The sequence below is a fragment of the Natrinema sp. 74 genome, from assembly GCF_046097095.1.
Lineage (GTDB): Archaea > Halobacteriota > Halobacteria > Halobacteriales > Natrialbaceae > Natrinema.
In genome coordinates this window covers 3,341,601-3,357,480 of record NZ_CP175698.1, presented here as the reverse complement: position 1 = coordinate 3,357,480, position 15,880 = coordinate 3,341,601, and the positions used below count along the sequence as shown (strand labels likewise).

General features: G+C 64.8%; 19 protein-coding genes, 1 tRNA gene and 1 pseudogene. 17 read left to right on the top strand and 4 right to left on the bottom strand.

What is annotated here, in order from left to right; translation table 11 throughout:
• Positions 1-64: 64 nt before the first annotated feature.
• The 12 genes from ACJ70B_RS16720 to rpsB all read left to right on the top strand — a co-directional run bounded on the left by ACJ70B_RS16720 (position 65) and on the right by rpsB (position 6,136).
• Entirely contained in the window at positions 65-586 is a 522-nt protein-coding gene (locus ACJ70B_RS16720; protein WP_408958123.1) for a 30S ribosomal protein S13, read from the top strand.
• Positions 586-1,107: a 30S ribosomal protein S4 gene (locus ACJ70B_RS16715; protein ID WP_408958122.1), complete on the top strand. Its 522-nt coding sequence runs from the start codon at positions 586-588 to the stop codon at positions 1,105-1,107. Before ACJ70B_RS16720 ends, ACJ70B_RS16715 begins: the two co-directional genes overlap by 1 nt.
• 1 nt (position 1,108) lies before the next feature.
• Positions 1,109-1,498 carry a 30S ribosomal protein S11 gene (locus ACJ70B_RS16710; protein ID WP_006182145.1) on the top strand — a complete coding sequence of 130 codons (390 nt, stop codon included), beginning with the start codon at positions 1,109-1,111 and terminating at the stop codon, positions 1,496-1,498.
• Positions 1,499-1,501: 3 nt separating this feature from the next.
• Complete coding sequence (locus ACJ70B_RS16705) at positions 1,502-2,251, top strand: DNA-directed RNA polymerase subunit D (RefSeq protein ID WP_408958121.1); 750 nt, start codon at positions 1,502-1,504, stop codon at positions 2,249-2,251.
• A gap of 129 nt (positions 2,252-2,380) precedes the next feature.
• A tRNA-Leu gene (locus ACJ70B_RS16700) sits at positions 2,381-2,465 on the top strand.
• A gap of 84 nt (positions 2,466-2,549) precedes the next feature.
• On the top strand, positions 2,550-2,903 hold the full coding sequence (locus ACJ70B_RS16695) for a 50S ribosomal protein L18e (protein ID WP_408958120.1): 354 nt from the start codon (positions 2,550-2,552) through the stop codon (positions 2,901-2,903).
• Positions 2,900-3,349, top strand: coding sequence for a 50S ribosomal protein L13 (locus ACJ70B_RS16690; RefSeq protein WP_408958119.1), 450 nt, complete (start codon positions 2,900-2,902; stop codon positions 3,347-3,349). The genes ACJ70B_RS16695 and ACJ70B_RS16690 overlap by 4 nt, the downstream gene beginning before the upstream one ends.
• Positions 3,343-3,741 carry a 30S ribosomal protein S9 gene (locus ACJ70B_RS16685; RefSeq protein ID WP_090614065.1) on the top strand — a complete coding sequence of 133 codons (399 nt, stop codon included), beginning with the start codon at positions 3,343-3,345 and terminating at the stop codon, positions 3,739-3,741. Before ACJ70B_RS16690 ends, ACJ70B_RS16685 begins: the two co-directional genes overlap by 7 nt.
• 12 nt (positions 3,742-3,753) lie before the next feature.
• The gene (locus ACJ70B_RS16680) at positions 3,754-3,948 is read left to right on the top strand and encodes a DNA-directed RNA polymerase subunit N (RefSeq protein ID WP_408958118.1); all 195 of its coding nucleotides are present in this window, start codon (positions 3,754-3,756) and stop codon (positions 3,946-3,948) included.
• 3 nt (positions 3,949-3,951) lie between these two features.
• A complete protein-coding gene (locus ACJ70B_RS16675; protein WP_092931150.1) occupies positions 3,952-4,137 on the top strand; it encodes a DNA-directed RNA polymerase subunit K in 186 nt (61 codons plus the stop codon).
• The gene (gene eno, locus ACJ70B_RS16670; RefSeq protein ID WP_408958117.1) at positions 4,134-5,339 is read left to right on the top strand and encodes a phosphopyruvate hydratase; all 1,206 of its coding nucleotides are present in this window, start codon (positions 4,134-4,136) and stop codon (positions 5,337-5,339) included. Before ACJ70B_RS16675 ends, eno begins: the two co-directional genes overlap by 4 nt.
• Entirely contained in the window at positions 5,336-6,136 is an 801-nt protein-coding gene (gene rpsB, locus ACJ70B_RS16665; protein ID WP_408958116.1) for a 30S ribosomal protein S2, read from the top strand. The genes eno and rpsB overlap by 4 nt, the downstream gene beginning before the upstream one ends.
• 91 nt (positions 6,137-6,227) lie before the next feature.
• Here the strand turns inward: rpsB and ACJ70B_RS16660 are convergent, their stop codons facing one another.
• The 3 genes from ACJ70B_RS16660 to ACJ70B_RS16650 all read right to left on the bottom strand — a co-directional run bounded on the left by ACJ70B_RS16660 (position 6,228) and on the right by ACJ70B_RS16650 (position 9,574).
• Positions 6,228-7,187: a glycosyltransferase gene (locus tag ACJ70B_RS16660; RefSeq protein WP_408958115.1), complete on the bottom strand. Its 960-nt coding sequence runs from the start codon at positions 7,185-7,187 to the stop codon at positions 6,228-6,230.
• Complete coding sequence (locus ACJ70B_RS16655) at positions 7,184-8,320, bottom strand: DUF354 domain-containing protein (RefSeq protein WP_408958114.1); 1,137 nt, start codon at positions 8,318-8,320, stop codon at positions 7,184-7,186. Before ACJ70B_RS16655 ends, ACJ70B_RS16660 begins: the two co-directional genes overlap by 4 nt.
• A 321-nt stretch (positions 8,321-8,641) precedes the next feature.
• Complete coding sequence (locus ACJ70B_RS16650) at positions 8,642-9,574, bottom strand: thiamine-phosphate synthase family protein (RefSeq protein ID WP_408958113.1); 933 nt, start codon at positions 9,572-9,574, stop codon at positions 8,642-8,644.
• A gap of 113 nt (positions 9,575-9,687) precedes the next feature.
• Here ACJ70B_RS16650 and mvk point away from each other — a divergent pair.
• Both mvk and ACJ70B_RS16640 read left to right on the top strand, forming a co-directional pair.
• A pseudogene (gene mvk / locus ACJ70B_RS16645) lies at positions 9,688-10,677 on the top strand (mevalonate kinase); the annotation flags it as partial.
• Entirely contained in the window at positions 10,674-11,414 is a 741-nt protein-coding gene (locus ACJ70B_RS16640; RefSeq protein ID WP_408958112.1) for an isopentenyl phosphate kinase, read from the top strand. The pseudogene mvk and the gene ACJ70B_RS16640, both read left to right, overlap by 4 nt.
• 30 nt (positions 11,415-11,444) lie before the next feature.
• Here the strand turns inward: ACJ70B_RS16640 and ACJ70B_RS16635 are convergent, their stop codons facing one another.
• Entirely contained in the window at positions 11,445-12,989 is a 1,545-nt protein-coding gene (locus ACJ70B_RS16635; protein ID WP_408958111.1) for a TrkH family potassium uptake protein, read from the bottom strand.
• Between the two features lie 311 nt (positions 12,990-13,300).
• On the opposite strand from ACJ70B_RS16635, the gene ACJ70B_RS16630 reads away from it, so the two are divergent.
• From ACJ70B_RS16630 to ACJ70B_RS16620, 3 genes are all read left to right on the top strand, one after another.
• Positions 13,301-13,987 carry a potassium channel family protein gene (locus tag ACJ70B_RS16630; RefSeq protein WP_408958110.1) on the top strand — a complete coding sequence of 229 codons (687 nt, stop codon included), beginning with the start codon at positions 13,301-13,303 and terminating at the stop codon, positions 13,985-13,987.
• A gap of 118 nt (positions 13,988-14,105) precedes the next feature.
• Complete coding sequence (locus ACJ70B_RS16625) at positions 14,106-15,656, top strand: TrkH family potassium uptake protein (protein ID WP_408958109.1); 1,551 nt, start codon at positions 14,106-14,108, stop codon at positions 15,654-15,656.
• The gene (locus tag ACJ70B_RS16620) at positions 15,653-15,862 is read left to right on the top strand and encodes a hypothetical protein (protein ID WP_408958108.1); all 210 of its coding nucleotides are present in this window, start codon (positions 15,653-15,655) and stop codon (positions 15,860-15,862) included. The genes ACJ70B_RS16625 and ACJ70B_RS16620 overlap by 4 nt, the downstream gene beginning before the upstream one ends.
• The last annotated feature ends 18 nt before the right edge of the window (positions 15,863-15,880 follow it).

Below are 15,880 nucleotides of genomic sequence, written 5' to 3'. Positions count from 1 at the left end.
TCCGCTGGCGTTTTCCCGCCAGTCGATTTGCAACGCACGCAGACCAGACACAAATACACGACACATGAGCGCGGAAGAACCTCAAGAACAACAGGACGACGAAGATCTCCAGTACTTCGTCCGCATCGGGCAGACCGACCTCGATGGGACGAAGTCCGTCGAGCGCTCGCTCACGGAGATGAACGGGATCGGCCGCCGAACCGCCCGTCTCATCGCCGAAGAAGCGGGCGTCGACCGGACGGCGACGTTCGGTCGACTCGACGACGACGTCATCGACGAGGTCGTCGAGGTCGTCGAGAACTACGCCGACCAAGTCCCCGACTGGCTCAACAACCGCCGCGAGGACTTCTACACCGGCGAGACGACTCACGAGATCGGCAACGATCTCCAGTTGACCCGTCAGCACGACATCAACCGGATGAAGATGATCGACTCCTACAAGGGCGTTCGCCACAAGCGCGGCCAGAAGGTCCGCGGCCAGCGAACGAAGTCCACCGGTCGTACGGAGGGCACCATCGGGGTCAACGTCGAAGAGATCCGCGAAGAACAGGCCGAAGAAGCCGGCGAAGAGGGTGAGGGCGAATAATGCCACTCGGCACCGACACCAAGCAGTACGAGACGCCGAACCACCCTTATCAGGGTGAGCGCATCGCCTCCGAACACTCCCTCATCGACCGCTACGGGCTCAAGAACAAGGAAGAACTCTGGCGCGCCCAGTCCGAGCTTCGCTCCTACCGGCGCGAGGCCCGCGACCTGCTCGGCCAGGCCCAGGACGACGAGACCGTCGTCCGCCGCTCCGAGGAGTTCCTCGGACGACTCAAGCGCGTCGGCATTCTCGACGAAACCGACGAGCTCGGCGACATTCTGTCGCTCGAGATCGAGGACATCTTAGAGCGCCGGCTGCAGACGATCGTCTACCGGAACGGACTGGCGAACACGACCGAGCAGGCACGCCAGTTCATCACGCACGGCCACGTCGTGATCGGCGACCAGCGCCACCGCGTCCCGTCCTACGTCGTCGACGTCGACGAGGAGGACCTGGTGACCTTCGACGAGAACAGCCCGCTCGCGGACGAACTCCACCCCGAACGCGCGGAGGGTCAGTAACATGAGCCAAGACGACGAGAAATGGGGCATCGCCCACGTGCACGCATCGTTCAACAACACCGTCATGACCGTGACTGACCTCACGGGCGCGGAGACGATCGCCAAGTCCTCCGGCGGGACGGCGGTCAAGCAAAACCGCGACGAGGCGTCGCCGTACGCGGCCATGCAGATGGCCGAGTCCGTCGCCGAGGAGGTCAAGGCTGCCGGCATTACGGGTCTGCACGTTCGCGTGCGCGGCCCCGGCGGCAACCTCCAGAAGTCCCCCGGTCCCGGCGCGCAGGCGACGATCCGCGCACTCGCCCGCTCGGGCATCGAGATCGGGCGCATCGAAGACGTCACGCCGATCCCACACGACGGATCGCGCGCTCCGAAAGGTAAGGGCGGCTACTAGATTATGACTGCAGCGTACGACGTCGAGTTCGTCGAACGCGAGGATCGGGAAGCACGATTCCTCGTTCGCGGCGTGACGCCCGCGTTCGCCAACGGCATCCGTCGCGCGATGGTCGCCGACGTGCCAACGATGGCGGTCGACACCGTCCGGTTCGTCGAGAACTCGTCGGTCATGTTCGACGAGCAACTCGCCTTACGGCTCGGACTCGTTCCGCTAACGACGCCACCAGTTGGCGAGTTCGACGAGGACGACACCGTCACGCTCTCGATCGACGTCGAAGGGCCGGCCACCGCTTATTCCGGGGATCTCGTCTCTAGCGACGACCTCGTCCGTCCCGCGGACGAGAACGTCCCGATCATCGAACTCAAAGACGGCCAGCGCCTCGAGGCCGAGGCCGACGCCGTTCTCGACCGCGGCAAGGACCACGCCAAACACCAAGGCGGGGTCGCGGTCGGCTACCGTCATCTCCAGCGCGTGGAGGTCGACGGTGACCTCCCCGAGTTCGAGGAGCAAGAGACCCGGATCATCCGCGGTGTGGTAGAAGACGACGGCGAGCTCGTTCCGACAAGCGAGTTCGATCACGACCTCTCGAACCGCTATCCGGGCAAGCAGGTCCGGGTCGAGGACGTGCCAAACGCCTTCGTCTTCCACGTGGAGACGGACGGCTCCTTTACCGTCGAGGACCTAGTCACGCGAGCCGCGGAAACGATCGCGGCGCGTGCGACTGAACTCGAAGAGGCAGTACAGCTATAGCAATGCACCGACGCCCCCGACCCGAACAGGACGCGCCGCTCGCCGACGCCGTGAGCGACGAGGTCGGCGATCGCACGTCCATCGGAATCGAAAGGGGTTTGAAGGGGCGACGGATAGACGGAAGTGCGAGCAGGGATAGCCAAGTCAGGCCAACGGCGCAGCGTTCAGGGCGCTGTCTCGTAGGAGTCCGCAGGTTCAAATCCTGCTCCCTGCATCACTTCTTACAGATCGATTCCGACCGCGCTCGCAGAGACAATTCCTCGTCTCGGCGGGCGGTTGCAGTATTTGGAGGAAACCAATGAGTAGCAAGACTAATCCGAGGCTCAACGATCTCATCGCCGAGTTGAAGTCGACGTCCCGCGAGACGGACGCCGATGTCTGGCGAGACGTCGCGGATCGACTCGAGAAGCCCCGGCGCACCCACGCAGAGGTGAACCTGGGCCGCATCGAGCGGTACGCGCGTGAAGAAGAGACCGTCGTCGTTCCCGGCAAGGTGCTGGGATCGGGCGCACTACAGAAAAACGTCACCGTCGCCGCCGTCAACTTCTCTTCGTCCGCCGAGACGAAGATCGAACAGGTCGGCGAGCCGGTATCGCTCGAGCAGGCGCTCGAAGCGAACCCCGACGGATCCAACGTCCGGGTGATCCGATGAGTATCGCAGAGTTCGACGCAGATCTCGTCGTCGATGCCCAAGACTGCATCCTCGGTCGCGTCGCCAGCGAAGTCGCCCAGCGCGCGCTGGACGGCGATCGCGTCGCGATCGTCAACGCCGAGGACGCGGTCATCACCGGCGACAAAGAAGACATCTTCGAGACGTACCGCACGCGGCTGCAGATGGGTTCGGACAGCGGCCCATACTACCCCAAGCGACCGGACACGATCTTCAAGCGGTCCGTTCGCGGAATGTTGCCGTACAAGAAACCGCGCGGTCGCGAGGCGCTTGACGGCGTCCGCGTCTACGTCGGCAACCCCTACGAGAACGACGACGACCGCGAGTCCGAGGTGCTCGAGGGGACGTCGCTGGATCGGCTGTCGAACATCCGCTTCGTCCACCTGCACGAAGTGTCCGAACAGTTAGGTGCTAACGTCACATGGTAACCAACACGAGCGGCAAGAAGAAGACGGCCGTCGCCCGCGCCACGGTTCGCGAGGGCGAGGGTCGCGTTCGAATCAACTCCCAGCCTGTCGAGCTGGTCGAACCGGAGATGTCCCGGCTCAAAATGCTCGAGCCGTTCCGCATCGTCGGCGAGGACCTGCGCGGCGAGATGGATATCGACGTCCGCGTCGAGGGCGGCGGCATCAGCGGGCAGGCCGATGCCGTCCGCACCGCCATCGCGCGTGGCATCGTCCAGCACACCAACGACGCCGAGCTCCGGGACGCGTTCATGGAGTTCGACCGCTCGTTGCTGGTCAACGACGTCCGCCAGTCCGAACCGAAGAAGTGGGGCGGCCCGGGCGCTCGGGCGCGCTACCAGAAGTCCTACCGCTAAGGTGATTCAATCATGATGGTACCGGTCCGGTGTTTCACCTGTGGCAACGTGGTCGCCGAACACTGGGAAGAGTTCGACGAGCGGGCAAACGAGGGCGACGAGGATCCCGAGGAGGTCCTCGACGAACTCGGCGTCGATCGCTACTGCTGCCGGCGCATGCTCGTCAGTCACACCGACCTCGTCGACATCGTCTCTCCGTACCAGTAACCAATGCAACAGCAACAACACAACCGCTACGAGAAAGCACGCATCCTCGGCGCGCGAGCGCTACAGGTCTCCTACGGCGCACCGGTGCTGATCGAGACCGATCAGACCCAGCCGATCCTCATCGCCGCAGAGGAGTACGACGCGGGCGTGCTTCCGTTCACGGTCAAGCGGGGGTACGACCGTAAATGACGCTCATTACCGACGTCCGACTGCGCCGGATTCTCGACTCGCGGGGCAACCCGACGGTCGAGGCCGACGTGGTGACCGAAAGCGGCGGTTTCGGACGCGCCGCGGCACCCAGCGGTGCCAGCACCGGCGAGTACGAGGCCGTCGAGCGCCCACCGTCCGAGGCGATCGCCGCGGCTCGAGAGCGCGCCGTCCCCCGACTCGTCGGTGAGGTCTACGCTGGCAACCAGCGCGACGTCGACGCGGCGCTCCACGCCGCCGACGGCACCGACGACTTCTCGGAGATCGGTGCCAACAGCGCGGTCGCCATCTCGATGGCCGCCGCGAAGGCCGGTGCCGACGTGCTCGGTGCTCCGCTGTTTCAGCACCTCGGCGGGACGTTCCGCGGCGAGAGCTTCCCGGTCCCGCTCGGCAACGTCGTCGGTGGCGGCGAACACGCCGCCGACGCGACCGACATTCAGGAGTTCCTCGCGGCACCCGTCGGCGCACCCAGCGTCACGGACGCAGTCTTCGCCAACGCGGCCGTCCACGCCGCCGTGTCCGATCTGCTCTCCGAGCGCGGCCACCCCTGTGGCAAGGGCGACGAGGGCGCGTGGGCACCGTCGATCGACGACGGCGAGGCCTTCGAGATCGTCGACGAGGCCGTCTCGCAAGTCGAAGACGAGGTCGGCTTCGAGATCAAGTTCGGGCTCGACGTCGCCGGCGCGGAGCTGTACGACGCCGATTCCGGCACGTACGAGTACAGCGACGGTGAGCGCGACACCGACGAGCAGATCGCGTACATCGCCGAGTTAGTCGACGAGTACGACCTCGTCTACGTCGAGGATCCCCTCGACGAGGACGACTACGACGCCTTCGCCGACCTCACCGATCGAGTCGGCGATCAGACGCTGATCTGCGGTGACGACCTGTTCGTCACCAACACCGACCGACTCCGCGAGGGGATCGACCGCGACGCGGCCAACAGCATCCTGATCAAGCCGAATCAGATCGGGACGCTAACGGACGCGTTCGACGCGATCGAACTCGCGACCGAGCACGGCTACGACTCAGTCGTTTCTCACCGGTCGGGCGAGACCGAGGACACGACGATCGCACACCTCGCCGTCGCGACCGACGCGCCCTACATCAAAACGGGTGCCGTCGGCGGCGAGCGAACCGCAAAGCTCAACGAGCTCATTCGAATCGCAGACGACGCGACATGACAGACAACGACGCAACCCAGGAAGGGCTCGACGCCGCCGAGGAAGACATCGACGAGGAGCCGGCCGAAGGGGCCGGCCCCGCCGCCGAGGAGGACGTCGAGCCAGTTGACGAACAGCCCGCAGACGCCGAGGGAGCACCCGCGGCCGACGCCGAACCAGCCGACGACGCCGAGGATACCGGTCCGACCCTCGACGACGACGTCATGTCCGACGAAGAGGCGGACCTGCTGATCCCCGTCGAGGACTACCTCGGCGCTGGCGTCCACATCGGGACCCAGCAAAAGACCGCGGACATGGAGCGGTTCATCCACCGCGTCCGAACCGACGGTCTCTACGTGCTCGACGTCTCGAAGACCGACGGCCGCATCCGCACGGCCGCGGACTTCCTCTCGAACTACGACCCCGAGCAGATTCTGGTCACCTCGAGTCGCCAGTACGGTCGGTTCCCGGCCGAGAAGTTCGCCGAAGCCGTGGGCGCACGCGCCCGCACCGGCCGCTTCATCCCGGGCACCCTGACGAACCCGAAGTACGACGGCTACATCGAGCCGGACGTGCTCGTCGTCACCGACCCGATCGGCGACGCGCAGGCCGTCAAGGAGGCCATCACGGTCGGTATCCCGGTCATCGCGATGTGTGACTCGAACAACCAGCTCAGTAACGTCGACCTCGTCGTCCCGACGAACAACAAGGGTCGCAAGGCCCTCTCGGTCGTCTACTGGCTGCTCGCCAACGAAGTCCTCGACCGCCGCGGTGCCGAGCCGTCCTACTCGCTCGAGGACTTCGAGAGCACGGTCTAACGCGTTCGATTCGACGCTGCACTGTTCGTTTTCTCGCTGCCATCGACTGTAGCGACGGGTTTCGAGCCGACGTGATCGGGTCCGGCGCGAGCTATGCGGCTCCGGCCTCGAGACAGTGCTCGTAGACGCCACGCAGGCGCGCCCCCATCTCGGCGGCGGTATAGCCGGTGATCCGTTCGCGTCCGTCCGCGGGCTCGTCGGTCGCGAGGACGTCGGCCAGCCGCGCTCGGAGGGCGTGTTCGTCGTCGACGACGTGGGAGTTCGAAACGCCGTCGAGCACGTCTCGAGCGAAGCCGACATCGCGCGAGACGACCGGAACGTTACAGGCGGTGGCTTCCTTGATCGTCATCGGTCCGCTTTCGAACCGAGACGTGATCAGGACGGCATCGGCGGCGTTCAGATAGTACGGAACGTCCTCGTAGGGCCGATTAGCGACGGTCTGGAGGGTAACGTCGCACTCGAGTCCGTCGACGACGCGTTTCGCCAGCGGATAGTCTTTCTCCTCGCGCGAGGGCGCGTACGGGAAGAGGACGATTCGCTCGTCGGTGTCCCAGCCGACGTACCCGCGTGCTTCGTCCGTGGGAATCGGTCGGAACAGCGCCGTATCGATCGGGAATGGGATCACGTCACAGCGATGGTCGATGCGGTCGACCATGACGTTCGACGGGACGACGAGACGGTCCGCACGCGACACGAACGGCTCCATTACCGGTGTGTACCGATTGCCAACGTACTCGCCGCCCCAGAGGGTGCAGACGAACGGCAACTCGGTCGTCGGGAGTGCCGATGCCGCGGCGGCAAACGGCGCGGTGAGGCCGTAGTTTGCGTGGACGAGGTCGTAGCCGGTGGCGGCCTCGCGAAGTACCTGTGGGAGGTATCGGAGGTAGTCGGCCGGGGTTCGGCGACGAACGTCGTCATCGAGTGCCCGGTGGTCGCCGGGGACGGGGAGCGTCGTCACCTCGATCCCCTCGGACTCGAGTGCCGCGACCTGGGTTTCGTAGAAGCTTCGCCAGTCGGTCGTCGTGAGGCTTAGTACGCGGAGAGAGGTCATGAGTTTGGAATTGGCTCGTCGGGCTGTCGGTCATCGGCTGGCCGTCGCTCGAGCGTGACCGGTTCGGGCTCCGTCTCGCGCAGTTCCTCGAGGTCCGCCTCGTCGAGGAGTTCTTCGAGGACGTACTCGGTGACATCGACTTTGGCCTCGAGGAGCCGCTCTCGGCGCTCCGCCCAGACGGTAGCTGCAGCGGGATCGCGGTAGAGGCGCTCGACGGTTTCGATCGCCTCGTCTTCGCGGTCTACCGGGAACGATTCGATGAGGCCGTACTCCTCGAGTTCGAGGAACTTCCCCATGTCCGCGGAACCGGCGAATGGGCTGATGCGAACGGTGGGCGTGCCGAGGACGCCGGCCTCCATCGTCGTCGTGGCGACGTCACCGACGACGAGGTCGGCGAAGGCGAGCAACTGGTGGAAGTTCGCCGGTTCGACGGGAATCGGATCGGCGTTTGCCGGGAGCGGACGGCCGCTCTCGTCGGATACGTACACCGTCCCGTCTTGCGCGAGATCGTCGACGATCCGCTGACACCCCGTTGCGGAAATCCCGCTTTTGCCGATGTCGTGGTTGCTGTTGAACGCGCCGCGGCGAACGACGGCGTACCGATCGTCGGGCTCGACCCCGTTTCGACGAAGGAGGTCCGGATCCGGTTCGAACCGGTCGGGATGGAGGTACGCGAGTTCGTGGTAGCCGGGGTACCGAACGTGGTCGTCGCCGATGTCCTCGTTGAAACTCGAGGGTGTATAGATGCGGTCTGCGAACGGAGTTGTGAGGGCGTTTCCGTGGTTGATGCTCGTCTCAGTGTCGATATAGACGAGGCTCTCTGCGCCGACGAGCGTGGCGACGTGAGAGGCGGCGATCCCGTGGCTGCTGATGATGTAGTCCGGGTCGATCGCGCGCGCTCGGTTGAAGATACGCAGTTCGTATCGGATCTGAGTCAGTCCGAGGTCGAACAGCGTCTCCGGTTCTTTACAGAGGAGTTCGTGATCGATGTCGTAAGACTCTAGGAGAGAACTCACGACTTCGGCCTCTCGAGCGAAAACGTGGACATCGTGACCTGCGCCCCGAAGCGTTCGTATGAGGTGTTTGAAAAAGTGAACGTTTCCCCCGTGTTGGATCGTGACGATTACGTCCATCGGGCGAACAAAGCGAGTGACGGCGCATTATTACCGGTTTTGTAACGACGGACCGCCGTGCTATCGCGTCCGGACGCACCCTCGCTCTCAGTTGTGGGGGAATACCGACGAGAGCAGGGATCGGACCACCGGCCGCCACACAGTAGCGGTGCGCACAACTGTTTTGACCCGGAAGTTTGTCAGTTGACAGATTCGAAACCCCTGTACGGCGGACGGAATTGCGCTCGCCGTAATCGGTCGGCAGTTATTGCCGGATCGGGCGCACACGAGCCCGGCCTGGACTTCGACTCGGCGGTCAGATGTGGCTCCTTGAGGGCGAACTCACCGATCGGCGCGTCGGTGCTTCGAGCGTAACTCTGCGACCAGATCGGCTGCGTCGGCGGCCGTCGAGCCGAAGACGTACGTGGCGGGCTCGATGCCGAACGCGCCGCTGTGGTACGCGATCCGGGGAACCGTTCTGCGTTCCTCGAACCGGGTTCGGAGGTGGTCGGCGCGGTCCTCGTAGTCGGCGTCGAACTCGAGTGGTTCGATCCCCCGCTCACGTGCGGCCGCGAGCAGTTCGTCGTCGGTGGCGATATTCGTCGCCCCGCGAACGGCCGGGTCGACGGCGTTGGCGGCGAGGACGGCGGTTGCGACGTGTTTCGACGCGCCGAACTCGGGGTTGGCTGGGATCTCGATCCGACCGCCCATAGCGTAGATGCGGCCGGGCACCGCGGCCACGTCGGTCTCGTCGTCGGGACTGGGCAAGCACATGCCGACGTTGGTGCCGACGTTCGGGATGACCTCGGCCATGCCGGGGATCGACGCGAGGGTCCGTGCGGCGGTGCGGACGTTCGCGAGCACGTCTCGTTCGGCGCGCACGTCGGGATCGAGGCCGCGAACGCAGAGATCACAGCCGAGCCCGCGTAGCTCCGGCATGACCTCTTCGTGCAGCTCGCAGATAGGGCCGCGGTCCTCGAGACTGCGGACGAGCGAGAGGAGTTCCGCGAGCGCGTCGTAGCCGTCCATCTCGCCGCCTGCGAGCCCGTCGGCGATGCGGTCGACGGTCGCGACGGTCTCGGGATCGTCCCGAAATCGGTCGTCGCCGCCGCCTTCGCCGGCGACGTACTTGCTGACGGCGGCCTGTGTGACGCCGAGCTCCGCGGCGATCTCCTGCTGGGTCAGCCCTCGCTCGGCGAGACGAGTCGCCAGCATCGCCCGCACCGTCGGCAGAAACCGGTCGACGACGAGTTCGCTTGGCAAGATGAGTGACATACGAGCGACGTTCGAGCACAACGCCTTAAAGTCCGACCACAGCCCGGGCCGGGACGATGGCCCGCGCCAGCGGCGACACAGACAGCTATTAATCGTCGTCGTTCGAACGGCCCGCCATGACACTCTCGAGCGCTCCCGGCAAGGTGTATCTGTTCGGGGAGCACGCGGTGGTCTACGGTGAACCCGCCGTGCCGTGTGCGATCGAGCGGCGCGCGCGAGTCGAGGTACAGCGACGTGACGACGGCAAGCTCCGCGTTCACGCCGAAGATCTCAGTCTGGACGGCTTTACGGTCGAGTACGACGGGGTGGCGGGGAACGGACCGGACGTCGACGTCTCGGAGTCGTTGATCAGCGCCGCCATGGGTTACGTCGACGGCGCGATCGAGCAGGTCCGCGACGTAACCGGCGCAGACGACGTCGGCTTCGACGTGACGATCGAGAGCGACATTCCGCTGGGTGCCGGCCTGGGATCGTCAGCAGCGGTCGTCGTCGCCGCCATCGACGCCGCGGCCCGCGAACTCGGCGTCACCCTCGAGACCGACGAACTCGCCGAGCGAGCCTATCGGACGGAACACCAGGTACAGGAGGGACAAGCGTCGCGAGCGGACACGTTCTGTTCGGCGACCGGCGGCGCGGTCCGCGTCGAGGGCGACGACTGCCGCTCGATCGAGGCCCCCGATCTGCCGATCGTGATCGGGTTCGACGGCGGTGCGGGCGACACCGGCCGGCTGGTCGCGGGCGTCCGCGACCTGCGCGAGGAATACGACTTCGCCGCGAGCACGGTCGAAGCAATCGGCGATGTCGTTCGAAACGGCGAGGACGCGCTCGCGGACGGCGACATCGAAGAACTAGGGCGACTGATGGATTTCAATCACGGCCTGCTGTCGGCACTCGGTGTCTCTTCTCGCTCGCTGGATACGATGGTCTGGGCGGCCCGCGACGCCGGCGCACGCGGCGCGAAGCTGACCGGAGCCGGCGGGGGCGGCTGTATCGTCGCGCTGGACCCGACCGAGGAGACCGAAACGGCTCTGTCCTTTACGCCCGGCTGTGAGGACACCTTTCGCGCCGAACTCGCCGACGAGGGGGTGTGTCGCCTCGAATGATCGTCCTCAAACTCGGCGGCAGCGTCATCACCGAGAAGGATCGCGCGGAGACGCTCGATGGCGACGCCCTCGAACGGGCGGCCGACGGGATCGCAGCGGCACTCGAGGACGGGCGCGAGGATCTCGTGATCGTCCACGGCGGCGGCAGTTTCGGTCATCATAACGCCAGCGAACACGGCGTCAGTACGACCGCGGGGACCCGCGACGCGAACGCGGTGCTCGACATCCACGGTGCGATGCAGACGTTGAACCGGTTCGTACTGAGCCGGCTGCTCGAGCGCGACGTAGAGGCGGTCCCGGTCCACCCCTTTTCGGCGGCCCACCGCGACGCCGAGGGGCGGCTCGAGCTGCCGATCGCACAGATCGAGACGATGCTCGCGGAGGGGTTCGTGCCCGTCCTCCACGGCGACGTGATCGCCCACGCCGGCGCGGGTGCAACGGTGATCAGCGGCGACGAGCTCGTCGCGACCCTCGCCCGTGCACTCGAGGCGGACCGCGTCGGTCTCTGTTCGACGGTGCCCGGCGTACTGGACGCAGACGACGCGGTGATCGATCGGATCGACGAGTTCGCCGCCGTCACCGACGTACTCGGAGCGAGCGACGCGACCGACGTGACCGGCGGAATGGCCGGGAAAGTGCAGACGCTGCTTGACCTCGAGGCAGAGGCGTCGATCTTCGGGCTCGAGTCGCTGGACGCGTTTCTCGAAGGTGCAGAGCCGGGAACGACGATCGACTGATCCCGAGAGAACGACCGACGCGGCGACCCCTTAGCGGGTCCAGAACCCGCCGGTGAACAGGACGAGGACGGGGATGATCTCGAGCCGGCCGATCCACATGAGGAAGATCATCAGGAGCTTCGAGGGGATCGGAAAGTCCGTGTAACTACCGAACGGGCCGAGGTGACCGAACCCGGGACCGATGTTGCCAAGCGTCGCCAGGCTCGCGCTGAACGCCTCGAGCGACGAGAAATGCGGAATTGCGTTGGCCCGGCTGACGTCGAGTGCGATGGCGAATGTCGCGAGGGCAAAGATGATCAGATACATGAACGAGAACCCGAGCACGCCGCGGACGGCGTCCTCATCGACGATGTTGCCACCGAGCCGAATCGGCCGGACGACCTCGGGATGAGAGGCGGTAAACAGCTCCCGTCGCAACACCTTGAAGATGATCAGCCATCGGACGACTTTGACGCCCCCGCCGGTCGAGCCCGCACAGCCGCCGACGAGCATGGCGAACAGGAGGACGATCTTGCCCGTCGAACTCCAATCGATGAAGTCGCTGGTCGCGTAGCCGGTCGAGGTCAACAGCGACGCGATCTGGAACGCGCTCTGTCGCAGCGAGTTCTCGAGGATCCCCTCCGTCACGCCGCCGAGGTCGCCAAGCGCCGGTGCCGCACCAGCGTAGAGGATTCCTGCGAGTAACACCGTCAGCGCGGCGATCGCACTGACGTACGCGCGAAATTCGGAGTTCTGGACGAAGCGGTGTCCCTCGCCGCTGAAGACGTGCCAGAACAGGGCGAAGTTCGTCCCGGCGATGATCATGAAGGGGACGGCGGTCCACTGTACGGCCGCCGAAAAGGCCGCGACGCTTTCAGCCTCTGGCGAGAACCCGCCGGTCGGCAGCGTCGTAAATCCGTGTGCGATGGCGTTGTAGAGACCCATTTCGGGGGCCATCCCCGCGAGATGGAAGCCATAGAGGATCGCAATGTAGACGAGGGTGAACGCAAAGTAGACGAGCCAGAGGATGCGTGCCGTTTCGGCGATTCGCGGCGTGAGCTTCTGTAACTCCGGGCCCGGCGCTTCCGACTCGACGAGCTGTGCGCCGCTCACGGCGATCTCCGGGAGGATCGCGACCATCAGCACGATGATTCCCATGCCGCCGAGCCACTGCGTGAGCTGTCGCCACATCATCACGGCGTGAGAGTGGCGCTCAAGTGAGATTTCACCAAGGACGGTCGCCCCCGTCGTCGTGAAGCCGGACATCGACTCGAAGAGGGCGTTGACGGGGTTGACGAGCGTCGATTCGGTTCCCCATCCGGCGATGACGTACGGCACTGCGCCGACGATGGCGACCGCGAGCCACGAAATTGCGACGAACAGCATCGCTTCGCGGACCTGTAAGTCGGGATCGGGCTCGAGTCGCTCGAGGGCGTAGCCGACGGAGATCGTGAGCGCGATCGTCGCGACGAACGGAACCAGGGGGTCCCCGTAGATGAGTGCCACGACGATCGGAACCACAAGCGGTACGGCGAGATACTTTAGGAGGGTTCCGACCAGCGCCACGCTGGCGCGCCAGTCGGTCCGGAGCCTCATGGCGACACCTCATCTGTGTAGGCACGTCGGGACACGGTCTGTCTCGCCATTTCCGTCGGGTCGTATTAATCCATCATGACTTCCGCTCGAGGGCGTCTTGAGCCGAGAGTGGTCCGGAGCAGCCCTGAAACGGAGTTGCATTCGGTCAACTGACTCGGAGTCGAGCTCCGACGCCTGTCGACGAAACGGGTATCGGTACTCGTGAGCATCCGACTACGAGTATCCGCTGCCTACACGAACGACGATCCCGACCGATGTCGGTGTCCTCGAAACGGTATTTTTTCAACGATCAGGTGAGAACATCGACCAGAATGTATATCATCGTCGTCGGAGCGGGCGATATCGGGATGCCGCTGATCGATATCGCGACCCGTTCGGGAAACGAAGTCGTCGTCATCGAGAACGACGCCGAGCGGGCGGATCGGGTCGCCGGCGAATACGATTGTCTGGTACTCAACGACGATGCGACGGCCAACGAGGCGCTTACGGATGCCGGCATCGAGCGAGCGGACGCGCTGATCAGCACGACCGACCGTGACGCGACCAATATCATGGTCTGCCTGCTCGCACAGGAACACGACGTTCCGTCGATCGTCTCGGTCGTCCACGACCCAGAGCACATGAACGTGTTCCGCCAGATCGGCGTCAACACGATGGAGAACCCACAGGAACTCATCGCCGAGTACCTCTACCGGGCGGTCGCCCGTCCGGCGATCGTCGACTACATGCGAATTGGCGAGCAGGCGGAGGTGTTCGAGATTCACGTCGCCGAGAACGCGCCGATCGCCGGGGAGACCCTCACCCAAGCGGCCGAGGAGGACTTACTCCCCGAAGACGTACTCGTCGTTGCGATCGAACGCGACCAGGACGATCCGCCAATCACACCGCGAGGGAACACGCGGATCGAAGCCGGCGATCTGTTGACCGTGTATTCGGCGTTCGGGGCGACGCCGAAACTCACCGACGTGTTCGGCCACGAGGAAGACCGAGCGAGATGATGATCGCTGTGAACGGGCCGCCGATCCGAACCCGTCGAATCTCGGCCAGCATACGGACTCGAGTCGGCCGCCGGGACACCGCCGCGCCGTCGAACGCTCGACCGACGGGGAGCGATCTATGAACGAGGCGACGAAGACGATCAGCAGGGACCTGGGGCGGATCTTTCAGGCGCTGGCCGGGTTGCTGTTCGTCTCGTTGCTCGTCCCACTCGTCTGGGGCGAATACTGGACGATGCCGGCAGTGGCAGTCTCCGGGCTGATTCCGTTTGGTATCGGCTACGGTCTGACTGCCCGATTTCGGAACGCGGCCCAGCCCGGGAAGCTACACGGGATGATCATCGCCGCGATAGGATGGTTCTGCGTCGCAATCTTCGGCGCGCTCCCGTTCGTCCTCATCGCGTGGACGGCCGAGTTCGGACTCCCGATCGTCGAGACCCCGCCGCAGACGGAGACGCTCGCGGCGTTTATGGACCCGCTAAACGCGCTCTTCGAGAGCATGAGCGGCTTTACGGGAACCGGACTGACGATGACCGACAACGAGGAAGTCTTGCCACGCACCTTACAGTGGTGGCGGTCGTTCATCGAATGGGTCGGCGGCGTCGGCGTAATCGTCCTCACGACGGCGATCCTCGCACGTCCCGGCAGCGGCTCGTTGACCCTCTACGAGAGCGAGGCGCGATCCGAGCGGATCCACCCGAGCATCGTCTCGACGGTCCAGACGATCTGGTGGATCTTCATCCTCTTTACGTTCGTCTCGATCCTCCTGCTGTGGGTCGCCGGCATGCCGCTCTGGGGGGCGATCAACCACGCGATGACAGGCCTGTCGACCGGCGGCTTCTCGATTACCGACAACTCAATCGCCACCTACGACAGTGCGGCCATCGACTTCGCGCTCCTCCCGATCATGTTGCTCGGCAGTATCGCGTTCCCGGTCCACTACCTCATCCTGCAAGGCGAGTTGCGAAACTTCTATGCGGACCTGCAGACGCGCTGGGTGTTCCTCTATATGACCCTCGGCACGCTCGCGCTCACCGCGTTCGTGTACGTCAGTGATACGTACGACTCCCTGTTCACGGCGTTCCGGTACAGCTCATTCCAGTTCGTCTCTGCGGCGACCTGCGCCGGCTTCCAGACCGCCGTCGACACGACCAACGTGGCGCTTGGCCGGTGGCCGGCCCAGGCACAGCTCACCGTGACGATCGGGATGATCGTCGGCGGTGCAGCCGGCTCGACGGTCGGCGGAATCAAACTCATCCGAGTGCTCACACTGCTGAAAGGAATCCGGTTCCGAATTGCGGACGTCTTTTACCCCGAAACGGCCGTCCGCCGGCTGCGAATCAACGGTCGCCGCCTCAACGAGCGCGAGATGCGCCGGGAGTTCGAGGAGGCGGCGATCATCGCCGTCCTCTGGCTGCTGTTTCTCGCCGTCGGTACGTTCGTCCTCCTCGTCATACTACCACAGGGCGAGTACACGCTCGAGAACGTCATCTTCGAAATCGCAAGCGCACAGGGGAACGTCGGCCTCTCGACCGGCATCACCGGTCCTGACTCGCTGCCGGCGGTCGGAAAAATCATGTTCCTCTTTAACATGTGGATCGGCCGTCTCGAGATCATCCCCATTCTGGTGACGCTTCGGACAGTCTTCAGTCGCGGGGGACTGTACCGATGACCCTGAGCGACGTGCCGATCGTCGGTGACCTCCTCGAAGCAGGTGCCGAAGATCGAGTCTTCGACGGGCTCTTGCTCGTCGGTCCGGTGCTCATCGCCCTCATCGCGGTCGACGGTCGGTCGCCGCTTACGACCGTGATCGCGGTCGCGTACCTGCTCTGTTTCGTCGCGTACGTCCTGTACCGGGGCGTTCGAAGGCGGTCGTAACGGCTCACAGCCGGCGAC